The organism is Sulfitobacter maritimus (assembly GCF_013346665.1).
Classification (GTDB): domain Bacteria; phylum Pseudomonadota; class Alphaproteobacteria; order Rhodobacterales; family Rhodobacteraceae; genus Sulfitobacter; species Sulfitobacter maritimus.
Map to the genome: position 1 here is coordinate 434,731 of NZ_JABVBB010000038.1, position 19,929 is coordinate 454,659.

Below are 19,929 nucleotides of genomic sequence, written 5' to 3' on the forward strand. Positions count from 1 at the left end.
CAGTTGGTTCAGAAATCCAGCCCAAGGTCCAGCGTTGACGCAGAATGTGTCAGCGCGCCCATGGAAATGTAGTTGACCCCCGTTGCCGCGACCTCGGCAAGGCGCGGCAGGGTCATATTGCCCGAGGCCTCCAACACGATGCGCCCCTGCGCCATTTCGACGGCCTGCGCGAGGGTGGAGGTGTCCATGTTATCCAGCAGCACCACATCCGCGCCGCCTTCGTCCAAGACCTCTTCGAGTTGCGCCAGCGTGTCCACTTCGATCTCGACCCGGATCATATGCGAGGCATTGGCTTTTACCGCCTGCAACACAGGCCGGATGCCCCCAGCGGCGGCGATGTGGTTGTCCTTGATCAGGATGGCATCTGAGAGCGAGAAGCGGTGATTGAACCCGCCGCCATGCAGCACCGCCTGTTTTTCGACCATGCGCAGCCCCGGCGTGGTTTTCCGAGTGCAAGTGATGCGGGTCTCGGTGCCTTTCGTCTCGGCCACGCAGGCCGCCGTCAGGGTGGCGATGCCCGACAGGCGCCCCGCAAAGTTCAGCGCCACACGTTCAGCGGACAAGATCGCGGCGGCCGCGCCTTCGATCTCCATCAAGACATCGCCTTTTGCGATCTTGCAGCCATCTTCTTTCAGCGTGCGCACCTCAAGCGTGGGATCAACGAGGTGAAAGGCCAGCCGCGCGATTTGCATGCCTGAGACGACCCCATCTGCGCGGCTGCGCAGCCGAGCGGCATAGGTTGTCCCTGCGGGGATCACGCTGCGGGTGGTGACATCGCCATAGGTGCCGAGGTCCTCCATCAAGGCGGCACGGACCAGCGGCTCAAGGATCAGGTCGGGCAGGGCGGTGGTCATCTTGGGGCGTCCTCGGGGTTGGAGCGGCGGACGCGGGCCTCCGCCAATGTCATGAAGCTGCGCGCAGCTTCGGGGCGTGTTTCGGGATAGTCGGTGCGGCAGTGCGCGCCGCGGCTTTCGCGGCGGGCAAGGGCGGCAGCGGCGATCAGGGTTGCGGTGGCTGTCATGTTTTGCAGTTGCGCACAGTCGGGTTGTGCGGCCTCAATCTGCGCAATGGTGGCAAGGGCGCGGCGCAGCCCTGTCGCATCGCGCAGGACGCCGACATCGCGCGTCATGGTTTGGCGCAACTCGGTGACGAGGGCCGCATCAGGCGTTTCGCCAGTAGGGAGATCGGGCAGGGCTACCGTGTCGCTACCGCCTGCGCCGCACTCCTCCAGCATGTCCTGCGCCGCGCGGCGGGCAAAGACGAGCGCTTCGAGCAGCCCGTTCGATGCGAGTCGGTTCGCACCATGCAACCCGGTTGACGCAGCCTCTCCACAGACCCAAAGACCTGCAAGACTGGACCGTCCATGCGCATCCGTGGCGACGCCGCCCATGTGATAATGCGCGGCGGCGGCCACCGGGATGGGCTGGCTGACAGGGTCGATGCCATTGCGCGCGCAGGCTGCGGCGACGGCGGGGTAGTCCGTCAGCACCGCCGCACCCAGTGCCTTGCGGGTGTCGAGCATGGGGCGCAGACCCGCTTGGGTCTGGGCAAAAATCGCGCGGGCCACGATGTCACGCGGAGCGAGTTCGGCAAGGGGGTGAACCTCTTCCATAAAGCGCGCGCCCTCGCGGTTGATCAGATGCGCCCCGGCACCGCGCAAGGCTTCCGTTGCCAAGGGCGCGGGATCTTCGCCGCAGTCGATGGCGGTGGGGTGGAACTGCACGAACTCTGCATCGGCGATAAGCGCGCCTGCGCCGGCGGCCATGCCGATCACCTCTCCACGAATGCGGGCCGGGTTGGTCGTCAGCGCATAAAGCCCGCCCGACCCGCCGCCCGCCAGCAAGACCCCCGCGCCGCGTAGCATCACGGGGGCGGAGCCTTCGGGCCGGGAGAGTTCAACCTCAACCCCGGTGACCTTGGTGCCGTCGCTGTCCAAGCCGCGCGCCAGCACGCCTTCAACCACTTGGATCGATGGCGTGCCGCGCAGCTTTTCTATCAGCGCGCGCATGATCTCGGCCCCCGCCTGATCGCCCTGCACGCGCACGACGCGGGCAAAGCTATGCGCGGCCTCGCGCGACAAGACATAGCCGCCATCGGCGCTGCGGTCGAAGGCGGTGCCAAAGTCGGTGAGGGCAAGGATATGGGCGCGGGCCTCATCCGTGACGGTGGCGGCGACGCGCGGCTCGACTGTGCCGGCCCCTGCTTTGATGGTGTCGAGCGCATGGGCCTCCGGGCTGTCGGCCTGTGCCATAGCGGCAGCCACACCGCCCTGCGCCCAAGCGGAACTGGCCCCCGATCCGAGCGGATCGGGCGAGATCAGCAAAACAGGACGCGGCGCAAGGCATAGCGCGGCATAGAGCGCGCCCAGACCGGCCCCAACGATAATGATTCTGCCGGTTGTGATCTCTTCCACGCGCGCGCCCTTCAGAGGCCGAGTTCGCGGGAAAGGTCGATCATCCGTTGCACGGCCACCCGCGCCTTGCTGGCAACCTCGGCCTCCACCTCAACCGCGCCGGACTTCGTGTGGAGCGACCAGAGCACCTTTTCGAGCGTGATCTTCTTCATGTAGGGGCACATGTTGCAGGGGCCGACGAAATCGACCTCGGGCAGCTCGTCGGCAATGTTGGACGCCATGGAGCATTCGGTGACCAGCATCGCTTTCGCCGGTTTCTCGCGGTGGACATAGTCGAGGATACCGCTGGTGGAGCCGGAGAAATCCGCCTCGGCCACCACATCGGGCGGGCATTCGGGGTGCGCGATGATGCGGGTGTCAGGGTTCCACTCGCGGTAGTCCGCGATGTCTTTTGCAGTGTAGCGTTCATGTACAATGCAAGCGCCGTCCCACCAGACGATGCGTTTTTCCGGCACCTGTTTGGCGATGTTCTGGGCCAGATATTTGTCCGGCGTCATGATGATCGTGTCGGCTTCAAGCGCCGCGACGATCTGCGCTGCGTTTGACGAGGTGCAGCAGATGTCCGACGCTGCTTTCACCTCGGCCGTGGTGTTGACGTAAGTCACCACCGGCGCGCCGGGGTACTCTGCGCGCATCTGTGCGACACCCTCGGCGGTGATGCTTTCGGCCAGCGAACAGCCCGCTTCCATATCGGGGATCAGCACAGTTTTGGCGGGGTTCAGGATCTTCGAGGTCTCGGCCATGAAATGCACGCCGCATTGCACGATCACATCGGCCTCGACCTCGGTCGCCTTCACCGCCAATTGCAGACTGTCGCCGACGAAATCCGCGATGCCGTGATAGATATCCGGCGTCATGTAGTTATGCGCGAGGATCACCGCGTTGCGCTCTTTCTTAAGCTTGTTGATCGCGGCAACATAGGGCGCGTGGATGGCCCAATCGGGGGGTGAAACCACACGGTCCATCTTGGCATAGAGATCGGCCATTTCAGCCGCCAGCGCTGGCGATGGCGCGAGGTCATAGTGGCGCTCAAGCTCGCCGGGTGAAAAGATTTCATCACGCATGGTCGGTCCCCCTCCGGCCTTGGCGCGTGTCACGGCACCGCGCTGGACACCACACCCGGCGTGCTGGCCATAGACGACTGGTGGATTTTGGGCAAGCTATTACCCCCTGCGACAGGGGTGTTCAGGGGAAAGATCAGGTGAATTTGCGGAATAGTCGGGTCTGATCAAACATCTCTTCCAGCCGCTCCGCCCGATCTTTGGTGTCGGCCCAATTGATGTCCTGCATAGAGGAGATCACGCTTTCCACCAACAGCAAGGTCGCCGCTGCGCTGTCCCAAGCCGAGGGTGCGACGATGCGGCTGGAAAAACAGATATCGGCGAGGCTATGCACCGGCGAGCGCCACTGGTCGGTAAAAAGGATGATCTTGGCCCCCCGCGCATGAGCCATTTCCGCCAGCTTGAGCGTGTTGTTTTCATAGCGGCGCACGTCGAAAATAACGAAAACATCGCCTTCGCCCACATCGAGCAGATAATGCGGCCACGCATTCGAGGTGGATTGGATATGCGTCACGCGCGGACGGATGATCTGCGCATGTAGGAACAGATATTCCGCCATCGTGTGGGTGATCCGCCCCCCGACGATATAAAGTGGATGCGCCGTGTCGGCTATTAACGCACAAGCGCGGTCAAACGTCTCAGGTTCGATCTGACCCAAAGTATGGCGGATGTTGTTGATCACCGCGTCGGTAAAACGGTTGAGCACATGGCCAGAGGGCGCGCCTTCGGTCCATGTGTCGTGTTTGGCGATGGGGTTTTTGGCCTTGGCCTTCAGCTCCTCGCGCAGCTCGTTCTGGAACTCGGGGTAGCCTTTGAACCCCAGCTTTTGCACCATCCGCGCCACGGTGGGGGTAGAGACATTGGCGGCCTCGGCCAGCGCGGTCAGCGGGCCGAGGCCGGACGCAGGGTAATTCTCTAGAATCGAATGGGCAAGTTGGCGTTCCGCACGGGTCAGCCGGTCCAGCTCTTGCTGGATACGGTCGGAGATGGTCAGCGTCGGTTCAGCCATGGATGCCCCTCTTTTGACGAGTAATAACACAAACTGAACGGCGTTGTAATAAATTTGACATTATTCTGTTGACAGAAGCCCCCCGCCCGAATGAGGTTTGATGCAACTGAGGGGGACAGGGTGTCAGACCAGACAGATCTTTCGAATGAAGCCGTCGAGGTGATCAACGCCGGGGCCAAGGCGCCGCTGGTCTTGGTCTGCGAACATGCGGCGCGTGACATACCAGCCTGCTACGACGGTCTGGGGCTGGATGCTGCGGCCCGCGAAAGCCATGTGGCTTGGGACCCCGGTGCCTTGGGGGTGGCTCGCGCGATGGCGGAAGAACTGGATGCGGTGCTGGTCGCGGGGCGCGTCTCGCGTCTCGTCTATGACTGCAACCGTCCGCCCGAAGCCCCCGGCGCGATGCCTGCGCAAAGCGAGATTTTCGCGATCCCCGGCAATGCCGCGCTTGATGACGCAGGCCGGGCCGAGCGGGTGACGCGCTACTACGAGCCTTTCCGCGCGACTTTGGCCGCGACGATCAAGCGGGTCGATGCGCCTGCGATCGTCACGGTGCATAGTTTCACCCCCATCTACCACGGCAAGCCGCGCAGCGTGGAGATCGGGATTCTACACGACAGTGACACGCGCCTTGCCGATGCGATGCTGGCGGTGGCGGCAGAGTTCACAGATCTAAAGGTCGAGCGTAACGCGCCTTACGGTCCGCAAGACGGCGTGACCCATACGTTGAAAGAACATGGTTTGGCGCATGGTCATCCGCATGTCATGCTTGAAATCCGTAATGACCTCATCACGACCGAAGCTGAGCAACAGCAGATGGCCGAGATGATCAGCAACTGGCTGCGCGCCACCCTTGAGCGGCCGGAAATGAAGGATGCCAACCGATGAGAATGATGCGGGGATATATCCGAGGCATCGACGCGATGAACCGGCGGATCGGGCGGATCATGATGTATGGCATCTTTGTCCTGATGGGGGTGCTTTTGTGGTCCACCGTCAGCAAGGCCTTCTTTGTCCCCTCGCTCTGGACGCTGGAAATGGCGCAGTTTGTCATGGTGGGCTATTACATTTTGGGTGGTCCCTATTCGATCCAGCTTGGCTCTAACGTGCGGATGGACCTGCTTTATGGCGATTGGTCGCTGCGTCGGAAGGCGTGGTTTGATCTCTTCACCGTTTGCTTCCTCATCTTCTATCTCTGCGTGCTGCTCTATGGGGCCATCAGTTCCACAGCCTATTCGTTAGGCTATTGGGGGACCGAGCCGTTCAGCTTCTTCGGCGGGTTGATCACCGGCAGTGAAGAGGTCGGCCATATGGAGCAATCCAGTTCCGCTTGGCGGCCTTACCTCTGGCCGATCAAGGTCGTGATGATCGTCGGTATCTTTCTGATGCTGCTGCAATGTCTGTCCGAGCTCGCAAAAGACGTGCTGCGGCTCAAGGGTGAGGCCATTTAATGTCTTATGAAATGATCGCGACATTGATGTTCTCATCAATGATGTTGATGTTGTTGACCGGCCAGCGCGTCTTTGGCGCCATTGGTTTTATTGCTGTGGTCTCGGCCCTACTGCTTTGGGGCGACAAAGGCGGCTATGACATCGGCTTTGCCGCCGCGATGAAGCTGATGAAATGGTATCCGCTGCTGACGCTGCCGATGTTTATTTTCATGGGATATGTGCTGAGCGAGAGCCGCATCGCCGATGACCTATACAAGATGTTCCACGTCTGGATGGGCGGCGTGCGCGGCGGGCTGGCGATTGGTACGATCGGTCTGATGGTGCTGATTTCGGCGATGAATGGTCTCAGTGTGGCGGGTATGGCGATTGGCTCGACCATTGCGCTGCCGGAATTGCTGAAACGCGGCTATGACAAAAGGATGGTGACCGGGGTGATCCAAGCGGGGTCGAGCCTTGGTATCCTTGTGCCGCCTTCGGTCGTGCTGGTGCTTTACGCGATGATCGCGCGGCAGCCGGTGGGGCAGCTGTGGCTCGCGGGCGTAGTGCCGGGGCTGATGATGGCCTCGATGTTCATCGCCTATATCGTGATCCGCTGTTGGATGAACCCGACCCTCGGCCCGGTGCTGTCTGCCGAAGACCGTGACATTCCCCGCGCCGAAAAGTTGCGTCTGTTGCGGGCGGGCATCCTGCCGCTGGTGATCTTTGCGGTGATGATGGTGCCTTTCGTCAACGGCTGGACCAGCCTTGTGGAAAGCTCGGCCATTGGTGCGGGTGCGGCCTTCCTTGCGGCGGTGCTCAAGGGTCGCATGACGCGCACCGTGTTCGAGAATTCGGTGCGCAACACGCTGGGCATCACTTGTATGTTCATGTGGATCATTCTTGCGGCGCTGGCTTTTGGCGCAGTCTTTGACGGGTTGGGCGCGGTGAAGGCGATTGAAAGCCTGTTCACCGAAAAGATGAACCTCAGCCCCTGGATGATCCTGATCCTGATGCAACTGAGCTTCATCATCATGGGCACCTTCCTTGATGACACGGCTATGCTCGTGATCGTGGCCCCGCTCTATGTCCCGCTTGTCGGTGCGCTGGGCTTTGATCTGATCTGGTATGGTATCCTCTACACGATCACTACGCAGATCGCCTATATGACGCCGCCGTTTGGCTATAACCTGTTCCTCATGCGCGCCATGGCCCCGCCAGAGATCACCCTGCGCGACATCTATGCTTCGATCACGCCTTTCGTATTGGTGATGGTCTTAGCGCTGATATTGGTCATGCTGTTCCCAGAGATCGCCACATGGCTGCCCGATTACATCTACGACAAATAACAACGAGAGCCGCGCAAAGACGGCCTGACATTTCAACAAAGGAGAGACGTATGACCACTCGCAGAAAGTTTCTATCCGGGGCCGCCGTCGCCGCCCCAGCGGCTCTTGCCGCGCCGTCCATTGTCCATGCCCAAGCGCCGATCAAATGGCGCATGCAGACCTACGCGGGTGCTGCCTTGGGGGAACAGGTGACCAAACCTGCCGTCGATTACATTAACGCCGCCGCCAATGGCGAGATGGAGATCGAACTCTTCTACGCCGACCAGATTGTGCCCACCGGCGAGCTGTTCCAAGCCATGCAGCGCGGCACCATCGACATGGTGCATTCCGATGACGACTCCATGGCATCGCCGACACCGTTGCAGCAGTTCGGCGGCTACTTCCCCTTTGCCACCAAGCACATCCTCGACGTGCCGGTGCTATTTAACCAATACGGCCTGGCCGATATTTGGAAAGAGGAATACGCCAAGGTTGGGGTCGAATGGCTGTCTGCTGCGGGCCAAGACCCCTGTAACTTCAACACCACGAAAGAGATCAAGTCCGTCGCTGATCTGGACGGTCTGAAGCTCTACACCTTCCCCACCGCGGGCCGCTTCCTGTCGAAGTTCGGCGTGGTGCCGGTGAACATTCCTTATGAAGATGCCGAAGTCGCCGTGCAAACAGGCGAGTTGGACGGCATGGCATGGTCGGGCATCACCGAAGACTACACCGTCGGCTGGGCCGATGTGACCGACTACTTCCTGACCAACAACATCTCGGGCGCTTGGATCGGGTCGTTCTTCGTGAACCAGCAGCAGTGGGCTGATCTGCCAGATCACCTGAAGAAGTTGGTCATGGCGGGTATCGAGGCGGGCCACACATACCGCAACCAGTGGTACTGGGGCGGTGAGGCGCGCCTGCGCGCACAGGGTGACAAGCTTAAGCTTAGCACCGTGCCTGCCGATGAATGGGCCGAGGTCGAAAACGCGGCCAAGGAGTTCTGGACCGAGATCGCTGAGGAAGGCGAAGTGCACGCCAAGATCGTGCAGATCTTCCGCGAGTATAACGAAGTCATCAACAAAGCCGGTCCGCCCTACACCAACGGCTGAACCGACAACCGGGGGCGCGCGACCCGCGCCCCCGCCTTATCTCTTGAAGTGGACAGAACATGCCCGGCACCCTGACATTCGACGCGCTGAAGAAAATGGTTAAAGACGGCTCGGTGGATACCGTTCTTGCCTGCCTTGTGGACATGCAGGGCCGCTTGATGGGCAAACGCTTCCACGCCGTGAACTTTGTCGAGACCTCTTACAAAGAGACCCATTGCTGCAACTACCTGTTGGCCACTGACCTCGTGATGTCGACGCCCGAAGGCTTTGCTTCGACCTCGTGGGAGACCGGCTATGGCGATTATGTCATGCAGCCTGATCTTGAAACGATCCGCCCGGTGCCGTGGCTCGAAGGCACGGTGATGGTGCTCTGTGACGTGCTGGACCACGACACCCATGCTCCCGTCCCCCATTCCCCTCGCGCCATGCTGAAGAAACAGATCGCGCGGCTGAAGGAGTTGGGCTTTGACGCGATGATGGCGACCGAGCTTGAATTCTTCCTTTTCGAGCAGAGCTTCGACGCGATCCGTAAGGGCGATTATCGCGAGTTGACGCCGATCAGCGGTTACAACGAAGATTACAACATCTTCCAGACCACCAAGGAAGAGAACGTGATGCGCCCGTTGCGTAACCATCTCTTTGCCGCCGGTCTGCCGATTGAAAACACCAAGGGCGAGGCCGAGGCTGGGCAGGAAGAGCTGAACATCCGCTATTCCGAAGCGCTGGATTGTGCCGACTACCACACGATTGCAAAACATGCGGTCAAGGAGATCGCATGGCAACAGGGTCATGCAGCGAGCTTTCTGCCTAAATGGAACCACGACCGCGTCGGCTCTTCCAGCCACGTCCATCAGTCGCTGTGGAAAGACGGCAAGCCGATGTTTGTTGATACGGACGACGAACTGGGCATGTCCGACCTGATGCGCCACTACATGGCCGGTTTGATCGCCTATGCGCCGGAATACACCTATTTCCTCGCGCCCTATATCAACAGCTACAAACGCTTCGCCAAAGGCACCTTTGCCCCCACCAAGACCGTCTGGTCCGTCGACAACCGCACCGCTGGTTTCCGCCTCTGCGGCGCGGGGACCAAGGGCGTGCGGGTCGAATGCCGTATTGGCGGATCGGACCTAAACCCTTATCTGGCGCAGGCGGTCATGCTGGCCGCTGGGATTAAAGGGATCGAAGACAAGATGGAACTCGCCCCGCCCACACGCGGCGATGCCTACGGCGAATCCGACGCTGTCGATATCCCCCAGACTCTGCGGGCAGCAACCGAGACCCTGCGCGGCTCAACGTTCCTGCGTGAGGCTTTGGGCGACGATGTAGTGACCCATTACACCCGCGCGGCGGAATGGGAGCAGGAAGAATTTGACCGGGTGGTGACCGATTGGGAAATCGCCCGTGGCTTTGAAAGGGCCTGAGAATGACGACGGTAAAATGTATCTCTCCGATTGACGGTTCGGTCTATGCGGAACGCGAAACCCTAAGCCCGGAGGCGGCGCAGGACGCGGTCGCGCGTGCCCGCAAGGCGCAGAAGGCATGGGCCGCCCGGCCTTTGCAGGAACGTGTCGATCTGGTGATGGGCGCGCTGAAAGAGATCGAGAATTCCACTGACCGGATGACCAAGGAACTGGCCCATCAGATGGGCCGCCCGGTGCGCTATGGCGGTGAGTTCGGTGGTTTGCAGGAGCGCACCAGCCACATGGCGAAAATCGCCGCCGATGCGCTGGCGCCTAAGGTGATCGAGGACAGCGACGCCTTCAGCCGGAAGATCATGCGCGAGCCGCATGGCGTGGTTTTCGTCGTGGCGCCGTGGAACTACCCCTATATGACCGCCAACAACACCATCGCGCCCGCCCTGATTGCGGGTAATACGGTGATCTTGAAACATGCCTCGCAGACCATTCTGGTCGGTGAACACCTCGCTGACGCCTACCGCGCTGCGGGCGTGCCCGAGGATGTGTTCCAGAACGTCGTGCTGAGCCATGACACCACATCTGCACTGATCGCCGACAACACCTTCGATTTCGTCAACTTCACCGGTTCGGTCGGCGGCGGTCAGGCGATGGAACGCGCAGCGGCGGGCACCTTCACCGGTGTCGCGACCGAATTGGGTGGCAAAGACCCCGCCTATGTCCGGGCCGATGCCAACCTCGACGCGGCAGTCGACGGTGTGATGGACGGCGCAATGTTCAACGCGGGCCAATGCTGCTGCGGGATCGAACGGATTTATGTGCACGAAAGCCTCTATGACTCCTTCGTCGAAAAGGCCGTGGCATGGGTGAACAACCTCAACCTCGGTAACCCGTTGGAAGAAGCGACGACGCTTGGCCCGATGGCCAACGTGCGCTTCGCCAATGAGGTCCGCGCTCAGATCGAGGAGGCCGTTGCCGCAGGTGCCAAGGCGCATATCGAAAAAATGCCCGCTGATAATGGTGGTGCCTATCTGACCCCGCAGGTCCTCACAGAAGTGACCCATGAGATGCGCGTCATGCGTGACGAAAGCTTTGGCCCCGTGGTCGGCATCATGCCGGTCAAGGACGACGAAGAAGCCATCGCGCTTATGAACGACAGCCAGTTTGGCCTGACCGCTGCGATCTTTACCGCTGACGCTGACGCCGCCGAGGCCATCGGCCAACGGTTGGAGACAGGCACTGTCTTTATGAACCGTGCCGACTATCTGGACCCGGCGCTCTGCTGGACCGGTTGCAAGCAAACCGGGCGCGGCGCGGGCCTGTCTGAACTGGGCTATCACGCGCTGACACGCCCCAAATCCTACCACCTCAAGAAAGCCTGAGACATGTCCCTGACTGCCAATTGGTCTTACCCCACCGCCATCCGTTTCGGCGCGGGCCGGATTAAAGAGATTGCCGAGGCCTGCGCCGCCGCGGGTATCAAAAAGCCCCTCTTGGTCACCGACAAAGGGCTGGCCTATTTGCCGATCACCCAGTCGACACTAGACTTGATGGAAGCCGAAGGTCTGGGCCGTGCAATGTTCTCGGACGTTGACCCCAACCCGACCGAAATGAACGCCGAGGCGGGCATCAAGGTCTACCGCGACGGCGGCCATGACGGCGTGATCGCCTTCGGCGGCGGCTCCGGTCTCGATCTGGGTAAGGTCATCGCCTTCATGGCGGGCCAGACGCGCCCGCTGTGGGATTTCGAAGATATCGGCGATTGGTGGACCCGCGCCGACGCGGATGGCATCGCGCCGATCGTGGCAGTGCCGACGACCGCCGGCACCGGGTCGGAAGTGGGCCGCGCCAGCGTTATTACCAATTCCCAGACCCATGAGAAGAAAATCATCTTCCACCCCAAAATGCTCCCCGCCGTCGTGATCTGCGACCCGGAACTGACCGTCGGCATGCCGCCGATGATCACGGCAGGCACCGGCATGGACGCATTCGCCCATTGTCTGGAGGCCTTCTGCTCGCCGCATTACCACCCGATGAGCCAAGGCATGGCCCTTGAAGGGATGCGTCTGGTTAAGGAGAACCTACCGCTCGTCTATGCGGACGGGAGCAACATCGAAGCACGCGGCCATATGATGTCTGCAGCCGCGATGGGGGCCACGGCGTTTCAAAAGGGTCTTGGTGCGATCCATGCCATCAGCCACCCGATTGGCGCGGTGCATCACACCCATCACGGCACCACCAACGCGGTCGTCATGCAGCCGGTGTTGCGGATGAACCATCCCGCGATCGAAGATCGGTTGTCCAAAGCCGCAGCCTATCTTGATATCGTAGGCGGTTTTGATGGCTTCTATGATTTCGTGGGCAAACTGAATGCAGAGTTAAACATCCCCGCCAATCTGACCGCGCTTGGCGTGACAGACCCTGATATCGACGCGCTGGTGGCCTCGGCTTTGCAAGACCCAAGCTGTGGCGGCAACCCGATCGAACTGACCAAAGAGAACGTCACGCAACTGCTGCGCGACTGTTTTTAAACGCAAAACGGGGGGCCGGATCATCGGCCCCCCGTTCTTTAGCACCGCCCGGAAAGACGGTTTACTCTGTCTTCTCGGCTTCGGCGCCTTTCATGTCTTCTTCGGTGATCTCAGGCCCGACTGAAACCAGATAGGCCCAGACATCCTTGGCGTCGTCTTCATCTCTCAGACGGAAGGTCATCTTGGATTTCGCGCGTTTGGTGTCGAGGAAATCGGCTAGATAGCCTTTTGGGTCCGCCACATAGCCAACGAAGTGCTCTTCATCCCATGCAAGACCTTCTTCGCCCGCTTCGACGATCGAGTCGCCATAGCGATAGTCTTCGACCGATCCGGCAACACGGTCATAGATACCATAAAGGTTCGGGCCGGTGCGGCCGCCTTTTTGAATGTCATTGCCCTCATCGTCGGTGACCATGTGGCAGCTTTTACACTTACGGAACACCTTTTCCCCGGCCTCCGCGTCGCCGGTGGCGTGGCTATCTGCCAAGAGCGGACTGGCTCCGAGACAAAGGGCGAAAATAGACGCAATACGCATAGTCATATACAAACTCCTCCAGCTTTCGGGGGAAACCTAGCGTTTTGGGCGTAAGGGTAAAGGGCGCAGGCTGCGCCAAAGTGTAGCATCATTGGGCCGATCAGGGTGTTAGCTGTTGAGCCTATGGGAAATTGCCCTGATAACCGCGCATGTATTTTTTCATAACCCGAGGGTGATATGACCAAGGCGGAGCGCATCTGATGGAGATCATGGTCCCGGCTTGGGTCGATGGCACCTTACAGCCTGTCGAAAAGCTCGCTGCGCATGAGCGGGGGCTGCGGCATAAGGCTGTGTCGATCTTTGTCATTGCGGGCGACAAGCTGCTGCTACAACAGCGCGCCCTTGGCAAGTACCACACGCCCGGCCTTTGGGCGAACACCTGCTGCACCCATCCCGAGTGGGGCGAGCCTGCAGAGGACTGCGCAGAACGGCGCTTGCGCGAAGAACTTGGGATCACGGCGCTTGATCTGGACCACCGTGGGCAGGTCGAATACCGCGCCGATGTGGGCGGGGGGCTGATCGAGCATGAGGTGGTGGATGTCTTTCTGGCCCATGCGCCTGAAAGTTTGGAAATGGCAATAAACCCCGACGAGGTCATGGCAACCAACTGGATGCGCCTGCGCGATCTGCACGCCGACCTCACACAAAACCCCGAGCGCTATACCCCTTGGCTACGCATTTATATGGCGGAACATGAAGGGCTTATCCTTGGTGACGGGGCAGCGAATTGACAAGAAAGGCGGGCAAAAGATGACCGACGACATGCAAGACGAAAAGGCCCGCGCCTCGGCGTGGTTCCGCACCCTGCGCGATGAGATCGTACAGGCTTTCCACGACATCGAAGCGCGCCATGTGGGCGAAGAGGAGGCCGGGCAGTTCGTGGTGAGCAACACCACCCGCACAGCGCCCGATGGCTCTGACGCCGGAGGCGGGGAGATGTCTGTGATGCGCGGTGGTCGTGTGTTTGAGAAGGTCGGTGTAAATATCTCGACCGTCTACGGCACCTTGGGCGAGCGTGCGCAGGCGGCGATGGCGGCACGAAAAGGACTGCCGGGCATGGCCGAAGATCCGCGCTTTTGGGCATCTGGCATCAGTCTGGTTGCGCATATGCAAAACCCGCATGTGCCTGCTGTCCACATGAACACGCGCATGTTCTGGACCCCGCATGCGTGGTGGTTCGGGGGCGGGGCGGACCTGAACCCCTGTATCGAATACGACGAGGACACCGCACATTTCCATGCCGAGATGAAGCGAGCCTGCGATCCTCATGGTACGACACTTTATAACGAGCTCAAGGCTTGGGCGGACGAGTATTTCTACATTCCGCACCGCAAACGGACGCGGGGCGTAGGCGGCATCTTTTACGACGACCGCAACAGTGGCGATTGGCAGGCCGATTTCGCGCTGACGCAAGATGTGGGCCGCGCGTTCCTGCCTGCCTTTGTGCCGCTGGTCGACAAGCGGCGCGGGATCGACTGGGACATGGATGACAAGGACGTGCAGTTGCGGCACCGGGGGCTCTATGCCGAGTACAACCTTGTCTATGACCGGGGAACGAAGTTTGGGTTGGAGACAGGGCATGACCCTGATGCGGTGCTGATGAGCCTGCCGCCGATGGCGAAGTGGGTTTGATGTAGCGCTCCGGCCGAAGAAAAACCGAAGGTGTGCCTTGATATGATTGGCGCGCCCTGGTTGCCCGGCAGGCCACCTCCCGCGAGGACTAACACCCCGGCTCGGAATGAAGCCGTAGGCGCCGGGCCGTCGCTTGCCCGCCCTGTCACGCTAAAGGCGTGCCGGAGTATATTGGGCGCACCTCTGGTGCGGCTGGGTAGGCGATTGGGTTACACTGGGAGAGACTTCGCGAGCACAAGTCTGCACCATAAATTGGCAAAAAGCATCCGAAGGATCGCCGACCCGCAGGCAGGCGATCGCACTCGTATCATGGTGCTAGTGTTCAGTCCCGCTTTTCGCGCACCGTATCGATCATCAACTGCACATTCTCCGGGTCCGCATCCGGCGTGATGCCATGCCCCAGATTGAAGATATGCGGCCCCTTCGACAGCGCATCGACAATCGCCCGGGTCTCCTGCACCAGCGCATCGCCGCCCGTCACCATATGCGAAGATTTGAGGTTGCCCTGAACACAGCCATTAGGCTGCACGTTCTCAGCCACCCATTCCGCGCTGACCCCATCGTCAACCGCGATGCAATCCGCCCCGGTGGCGGCATGCAGATTGGCAAACCGTGCCCCGGCACCGCGCGGGAAGGCGATGATCGGCACATGTGGATGACGCGCTTTTAGCGCGCTGATGATCTGGCGCAAAGGCTCGGTCGAATAGCGGTCAAAGTCAGTGCCCTGCAGCGATCCAGCCCAGCTATCAAAGAGCTTAATCACCTCGGCCCCTGCTTTGATCTGCATGTCGAGATATTCAATCGTTGCCAGCGTGATCCGCTCCATCAGCGCATCAAATACCTCCGGGTTCTCGTTCTTCAACGCATGGGCTGGCCCCTGATCTGGCGTGCCTTTGCCCGCGATCATATAGGTCGCCACTGTCCACGGTGCGCCAGCGAAACCAATGAGCGTGGTCTCTTTGGGCAGTTCGCGAGACAGGATGCGCACGGTCTCATAAATCGGGGCGAGATGCTCATGGATCGCATCCGCAGGCTTCAGGGCCTCCATCTCGGACTTGGTCGTGATCGTCGACAGCCGCGGCCCTTCGCCGGTAACGAACCACAGATCGGCCCCAAGCGCTTGCGGCACCAGCAGGATATCGGCAAAGAGGATCGACCCGTCAAACCCGTAGCGCCGAATGGGTTGCAAAGTGACCTCAGCCGCCAGTTCGGAATTGTAGCACAGCGACAGGAAATCTCCCGCCTTGGCCCGTGTGGCGCGATACTCCGGCAGGTAGCGCCCGGCTTGGCGCATCATCCAGATCGGCGGGGTCGGCAGGGTTTCGCCCGCAAGGGCGCGCAGGATGGTCTTGTTGGTGGTCATAATGGCGCTCCTAATGTGGCAAAGCCGTTACGATGCGAGGTACAGCAGTTGTCAGTTCATGTCGACGGGGGTAGGGATGCGGCATGACGTATCAGCTTCCCACCCCGGCTCGACCCCTTAACATCGGCACACGCGGATCGCTCTTGGCGCTCGCGCAAGCGAATGAGGTGCGCGACCGGCTCGCCGCCGCCTTTGACCTGCCGTCTGAGGCGTTCACCATTGTCGTCATCAAAACCACCGGCGACCGGATCATTGACCGCCCGCTGAAAGAGATTGGCGGCAAGGGGCTGTTTACCCGCGAGATCGAGGCGGCGCTGCTCGACGGCTCCATCGACATTGCGGTTCATTCGATGAAGGACATGCCAACGCTCCAACCCGGCGGGTTGGTGATCGACACCTATCTGCCGCGTGAAGACTGGCGCGATGCGTTTATTTCGCCCCGCCTGAAGTCTATCGCAGACCTGCCCGAAGGCGCGGTCGTGGGCACCTCCAGCCTGCGGCGGCGGGCGCAGGTCAAACTGCGGCGGCCTGATCTGGAAGTGGTCGAATTTCGCGGCAACCTGCAAACCCGTTTGAAGAAACTGGATGATGGCGTTGCCGAAGCGACCTTTCTGGCGATGGCAGGGCTGAACCGGCTTAAGATGGATGAGGTGCCAAAGGCCGCTGTTGATACCGACGACATGCTGCCCGCGATTGCACAGGGTGCCATTGGGGTCGAGCGGCGTATCGATGATCCTCGCGCCGCTGACATGCTGGCTGCGATCCATGATCGTGCGACCGGCGAACAACTGGCCGCCGAACGCGCGTTCTTGGCAGCGCTTGATGGCTCTTGTGAGACGCCAATCGCCGGGCTGGCCGAACTTAACGGCACCACCATGCGTCTGCGCGGCCAAGTGCTGCGCCCGGATGGGTCAGACGCCATTGGCGATGATATCACCTGCGCGATCTCTGACGGCGCCGAAGCAGGCGAGGACATGGCGCGCAAGCTCTTGGCTGAAGCAGGGCCGGGCTTTTTTGACTGGCGCGAATGATCGGCAATCTCTTCACGCTGAAACAGCTTGAAGCGCTAATCTGGGTCGCGGACCTTGGCAGCTTCCGCCGTGCCGCTGCGCATCTTAATACCACGCAGCCAAATATCTCGGCGCGCATTGCGGGGTTGGAGTCGACCTTGGGCGTGACGCTGATGCGGCGCGATGCGGGGTCAATCCGGCTGACGGAAAAAGGCCACGCGCTTTTGGTCCAAGCCCGCCGCGTGCTGCGCGAGGCTGAACGGTTGGTCGACATTGCGGCACGACCCGATCTGATCGACGACAGTCTGCGCCTTGGGGTGACCGAAGTGGTCGCCAGCACATGGCTGCGCCCGTTTCTACGCAGCTTGGCCGAAGCCTATCCCAACCTTACCGTGGAGCTCACCGTCGACCTGTCGCGCGATCTAGATCAAGAACTCGCGGCCAATGCGCTCGATCTGACCGTGCAAACCGCGCCTTTCTCCACCCCGGCGAGCGGGCAGTTGAACCTTGCAACCTATGACTACATCTGGGTCGCCGCCCCAGAGCTTGCCGCGCAGATTGGCCCTGCGCCTGACCTCGCCGCTTTGGTGCGTCATCCGGTGCTGGGTCACGCGCGGCATACGCAGGCCTATCAAGATCTTATCGGCTACTTTGACGGGACACGCGCACCTAAGGCGCGGTTGGTGCCGTCAAGCAGCCTGTCTGCGGCGATGAATATGGTGCTGGATGGCATGGGCGTGGCCGTGATGCCCCGTGTGATGGTTGCGCCGGCACTGGCCGAAGGCACGCTGAAAACACTTTCGGCCACATGGCACCCGCAGCCGCTGCAGGTGGCAGCTCGTTACCACACGGAGCGCACGCCCGGTCATGTCTCCCGCGCCGCAGAACTGGCACGCAGTTGCGCCGAGGCTTTTGATGTGCAGGATCAAAAAAATCTTTCACGCCCATAGAATATAATAATTTGCACCGATGCAGAGAACCCTCCTATCCTGCGCAAAATAGGAGAGAAACATGGCAGCATCGACCATCCGACTGGGCGTAGACATTGGCGGCACCTTTACCGATGTGGTGCTTGAAAAGGGCGGGGAGAGTTTCTCAACCAAAGTCCTAACCACCTATGCCGCGCCTGAAAATGCGATCATCGATGGGATGCACCAGGTCTGCGCCAAAGCCGGGATCACCCCTGCCGATCTGACGCAGATCATCCACGGCACGACACTGGCCACCAACGCGCTGATTGAGCGGCGGGGCGCCAAGACGGCGCTGATCACCACCCAAGGCTTCCGCGACGTGATCGAGATGCGGACCGAAAGCCGGTTTGAGCAATATGACCTGAACCTCACCCTGCCCGAACCCCTGCTGCCGCGCCAGATGCGCTACACGGTGAACGAGCGTATCGATGCCACGGGGGCCGTGCTGACCCCGCTGGACCGTGCCGAGGTCGAAGCACTGGCCGACCGTATCTCCAAGGGGGGCTATACCAGTGTCGCTGTCGGGCTGATCCACTCCTATCTGAACGACGCCCATGAGCGCATGATCCGGGAGGTGCTGGCGGAGCGCCTGCCGGATGTCATGGTCTCGATCTCTGCCGAAGTCTCGCCGCAGATGCGTGAGTATGAGCGCTTTAACACGGTCGTTGCGAACGCCTACATCAAGCCGTTGATGAAATCCTATCTCGGGCGGCTCGAAGGGCGTTTGCAGGACGAAGGTGTGAACTGCAACATTTTCCTAATGCATTCCGGCGGCGGCATCATCTCGATCGAAAGCGCCGCCGAATTCCCCGTCCGGCTGGTGGAATCCGGCCCCGCAGGTGGCGCGGTTTTCGCGGCCAACGTGGCGGCACGCTATGGGTTGGACAAGGTGCTGAGCTTTGACATGGGCGGCACCACGGCCAAGATCTGTCTGATCAAGAACCAGACGCCCAAGACCAGCCGGGTCTTTGAAGTGGCACGGACCTATCGGTTCAAGAAAGGCTCCGGCATGCCCATTTCGATCCCGGTGATCGACATGGTTGAGATCGGCGCAGGCGGCGGCTCGCTCGCCCATGTGGACGCCATGCGGCAAATCCGTGTGGGCCCTGAAAGCGCAGGCTCTGAGCCCGGCCCGGCCTGCTACGGGCGGGGCGGTGAGAAACCCGCTGTAACCGACGCTGATCTGGTGCTGGGCAAGCTTGACCCTGACAACTTTGCGGGCGGCTCAATCCAGCTTAGCACCGCAGGTTCCGAAGCAGCGTTGCAGAACGTGATTGGCAAAGAGTTGGACATGGACGCTGCCACCGCTGCCTTCGGTCTCGCCGAAGTGGTGGACGAAAACATGGCCAATGCCGCCCGCGTTCATGCGGTGGAGAATGGCGAAGACCTGAGCGAATACACGATGATCGCCTTCGGCGGCGCCGCCCCGCTGCACGCCGGACGGCTCTGTGAGAAACTGGGCGTCGAGCGTCTGCTGGTGCCACCGGGGGCCGGGGTCGGCTCGGCCATCGGTTTCCTGCGCGCGCCGTTTAGCTTCGAGGCCAACCGCTCGGTCTATATGAAGCTGTCGGACTTTGACGCGCCGCGCATCAAGACCTTGCTGGCAGAGTTGCAGGACGAGGCAACGGGTTTCGTGCGCAACTGCGACGCGACGGCGGGAATTCTGTCAGAGTTCAAAGTCTATATGCGCTACAGCGGTCAGGGCTGGGAAATCCCGATCATCCTGAGCGAAGAGGAAGCGATGAACCCCGATGCCGCCCGGTTCGAGGCGCTGTTTGAAGCCGATTATGCCAAGCTCTTTGGCCGCACGGTGGAGGGGCTGGATATCGAGATCACGGTTTGGGCCGTCAATGCCACCACGCCGCCAGAAGAGGTCGCCCGGACCCCGGAGCAGACCGGCGGCGATGCGGCAGATGTGGCTCTAACACGGCAGATGTTCGACCCGGCGCTGTCGAAGTATTGCGACGCTGCGGTGGTCTTGCGCGGTGGCATGTCGCCGGGGGCCACCACCCAAGGCCCCGCCGCGATCACCGAGGATGAGACCACCATTATTATCCCCAGCTCGCGCCAAGCCATCTGTCAGCCAGACGGCTGCATCGACATCACCGTGAAAGGGTAAAGA

The 19,929-nt window shown here is 60.9% G+C and carries 18 protein-coding genes; 12 read left to right on the plus strand and 6 right to left on the minus strand.

Annotated elements, in window-relative coordinates:
- Positions 1–8 precede the first annotated feature (8 nt).
- From nadC to HTT03_RS16925, 4 genes are all read right to left on the minus strand, one after another.
- The gene (gene nadC, locus HTT03_RS16910) at positions 9–854 is read right to left on the minus strand and encodes a carboxylating nicotinate-nucleotide diphosphorylase (RefSeq protein WP_174860953.1); all 846 of its coding nucleotides are present in this window, start codon (positions 852–854) and stop codon (positions 9–11) included.
- Positions 851–2,413: an L-aspartate oxidase gene (locus tag HTT03_RS16915; protein WP_174860954.1), complete on the minus strand. Its 1,563-nt coding sequence runs from the start codon at positions 2,411–2,413 to the stop codon at positions 851–853. The genes nadC and HTT03_RS16915 overlap by 4 nt, the downstream gene beginning before the upstream one ends.
- An 11-nt stretch (positions 2,414–2,424) precedes the next feature.
- A complete protein-coding gene (gene nadA, locus HTT03_RS16920) occupies positions 2,425–3,477 on the minus strand; it encodes a quinolinate synthase NadA (RefSeq protein ID WP_174860955.1) in 1,053 nt (350 codons plus the stop codon).
- A gap of 133 nt (positions 3,478–3,610) precedes the next feature.
- On the minus strand, positions 3,611–4,483 hold the full coding sequence (locus HTT03_RS16925; protein ID WP_174860956.1) for a MurR/RpiR family transcriptional regulator: 873 nt from the start codon (positions 4,481–4,483) through the stop codon (positions 3,611–3,613).
- Positions 4,484–4,603: 120 nt separating this feature from the next.
- Between HTT03_RS16925 and HTT03_RS16930 the strand changes: the two genes are divergently transcribed.
- From HTT03_RS16930 to HTT03_RS16960, 7 genes are read left to right on the plus strand one after another with little or no spacing between them, the layout of a single operon-like run.
- Positions 4,604–5,371 carry an N-formylglutamate amidohydrolase gene (locus tag HTT03_RS16930; protein ID WP_343035873.1) on the plus strand — a complete coding sequence of 256 codons (768 nt, stop codon included), beginning with the start codon at positions 4,604–4,606 and terminating at the stop codon, positions 5,369–5,371.
- Positions 5,368–5,934: a TRAP transporter small permease subunit gene (locus HTT03_RS16935; protein WP_174860958.1), complete on the plus strand. Its 567-nt coding sequence runs from the start codon at positions 5,368–5,370 to the stop codon at positions 5,932–5,934. Before HTT03_RS16930 ends, HTT03_RS16935 begins: the two co-directional genes overlap by 4 nt.
- Complete coding sequence (locus HTT03_RS16940; protein ID WP_174860959.1) at positions 5,934–7,259, plus strand: TRAP transporter large permease; 1,326 nt, start codon at positions 5,934–5,936, stop codon at positions 7,257–7,259. The genes HTT03_RS16935 and HTT03_RS16940 overlap by 1 nt, the downstream gene beginning before the upstream one ends.
- 50 nt (positions 7,260–7,309) lie before the next feature.
- Positions 7,310–8,347, plus strand: coding sequence for a TRAP transporter substrate-binding protein (locus HTT03_RS16945; RefSeq protein WP_174860960.1), 1,038 nt, complete (start codon positions 7,310–7,312; stop codon positions 8,345–8,347).
- Positions 8,348–8,406: 59 nt separating this feature from the next.
- Complete coding sequence (locus HTT03_RS16950) at positions 8,407–9,771, plus strand: glutamine synthetase family protein (protein WP_174860961.1); 1,365 nt, start codon at positions 8,407–8,409, stop codon at positions 9,769–9,771.
- Between the two features lie 2 nt (positions 9,772–9,773).
- Positions 9,774–11,147 (plus strand): aldehyde dehydrogenase family protein, encoded by a 1,374-nt coding sequence (locus HTT03_RS16955; RefSeq protein ID WP_174860962.1) that lies wholly within the window; start codon positions 9,774–9,776, stop codon positions 11,145–11,147.
- Positions 11,148–11,150: 3 nt separating this feature from the next.
- Complete coding sequence (locus HTT03_RS16960) at positions 11,151–12,296, plus strand: iron-containing alcohol dehydrogenase (RefSeq protein ID WP_174860963.1); 1,146 nt, start codon at positions 11,151–11,153, stop codon at positions 12,294–12,296.
- Between the two features lie 61 nt (positions 12,297–12,357).
- On the opposite strand, the gene HTT03_RS16965 is transcribed toward HTT03_RS16960, so the two are convergent.
- Positions 12,358–12,837 carry a c-type cytochrome gene (locus tag HTT03_RS16965; RefSeq protein WP_174860964.1) on the minus strand — a complete coding sequence of 160 codons (480 nt, stop codon included), beginning with the start codon at positions 12,835–12,837 and terminating at the stop codon, positions 12,358–12,360.
- 194 nt (positions 12,838–13,031) lie between these two features.
- On the opposite strand from HTT03_RS16965, the gene idi reads away from it, so the two are divergent.
- The gene (idi, locus tag HTT03_RS16970; protein WP_174860965.1) at positions 13,032–13,562 is read left to right on the plus strand and encodes an isopentenyl-diphosphate Delta-isomerase; all 531 of its coding nucleotides are present in this window, start codon (positions 13,032–13,034) and stop codon (positions 13,560–13,562) included.
- A gap of 19 nt (positions 13,563–13,581) precedes the next feature.
- Positions 13,582–14,463, plus strand: a complete 882-nt coding sequence (gene hemF / locus HTT03_RS16975; protein ID WP_174860966.1) for an oxygen-dependent coproporphyrinogen oxidase — start codon at positions 13,582–13,584, stop codon at positions 14,461–14,463.
- Positions 14,464–14,785: 322 nt separating this feature from the next.
- Here the strand turns inward: hemF and hemE are convergent, their stop codons facing one another.
- The gene (hemE, locus tag HTT03_RS16980) at positions 14,786–15,826 is read right to left on the minus strand and encodes a uroporphyrinogen decarboxylase (protein WP_174860967.1); all 1,041 of its coding nucleotides are present in this window, start codon (positions 15,824–15,826) and stop codon (positions 14,786–14,788) included.
- 83 nt (positions 15,827–15,909) lie between these two features.
- Here hemE and hemC point away from each other — a divergent pair, with 83 nt between their 5' ends.
- The 3 genes from hemC (at position 15,910) to HTT03_RS16995 (ending at position 19,926) form a co-directional block, all read left to right on the plus strand.
- Positions 15,910–16,857 carry a hydroxymethylbilane synthase gene (gene hemC / locus HTT03_RS16985; RefSeq protein WP_174860968.1) on the plus strand — a complete coding sequence of 316 codons (948 nt, stop codon included), beginning with the start codon at positions 15,910–15,912 and terminating at the stop codon, positions 16,855–16,857.
- A complete protein-coding gene (locus HTT03_RS16990) occupies positions 16,854–17,786 on the plus strand; it encodes a LysR family transcriptional regulator (RefSeq protein ID WP_174860969.1) in 933 nt (310 codons plus the stop codon). Before hemC ends, HTT03_RS16990 begins: the two co-directional genes overlap by 4 nt.
- 61 nt (positions 17,787–17,847) lie before the next feature.
- Entirely contained in the window at positions 17,848–19,926 is a 2,079-nt protein-coding gene (locus HTT03_RS16995) for a hydantoinase/oxoprolinase family protein (protein WP_174860970.1), read from the plus strand.
- Positions 19,927–19,929: the final 3 nt, after the last annotated feature.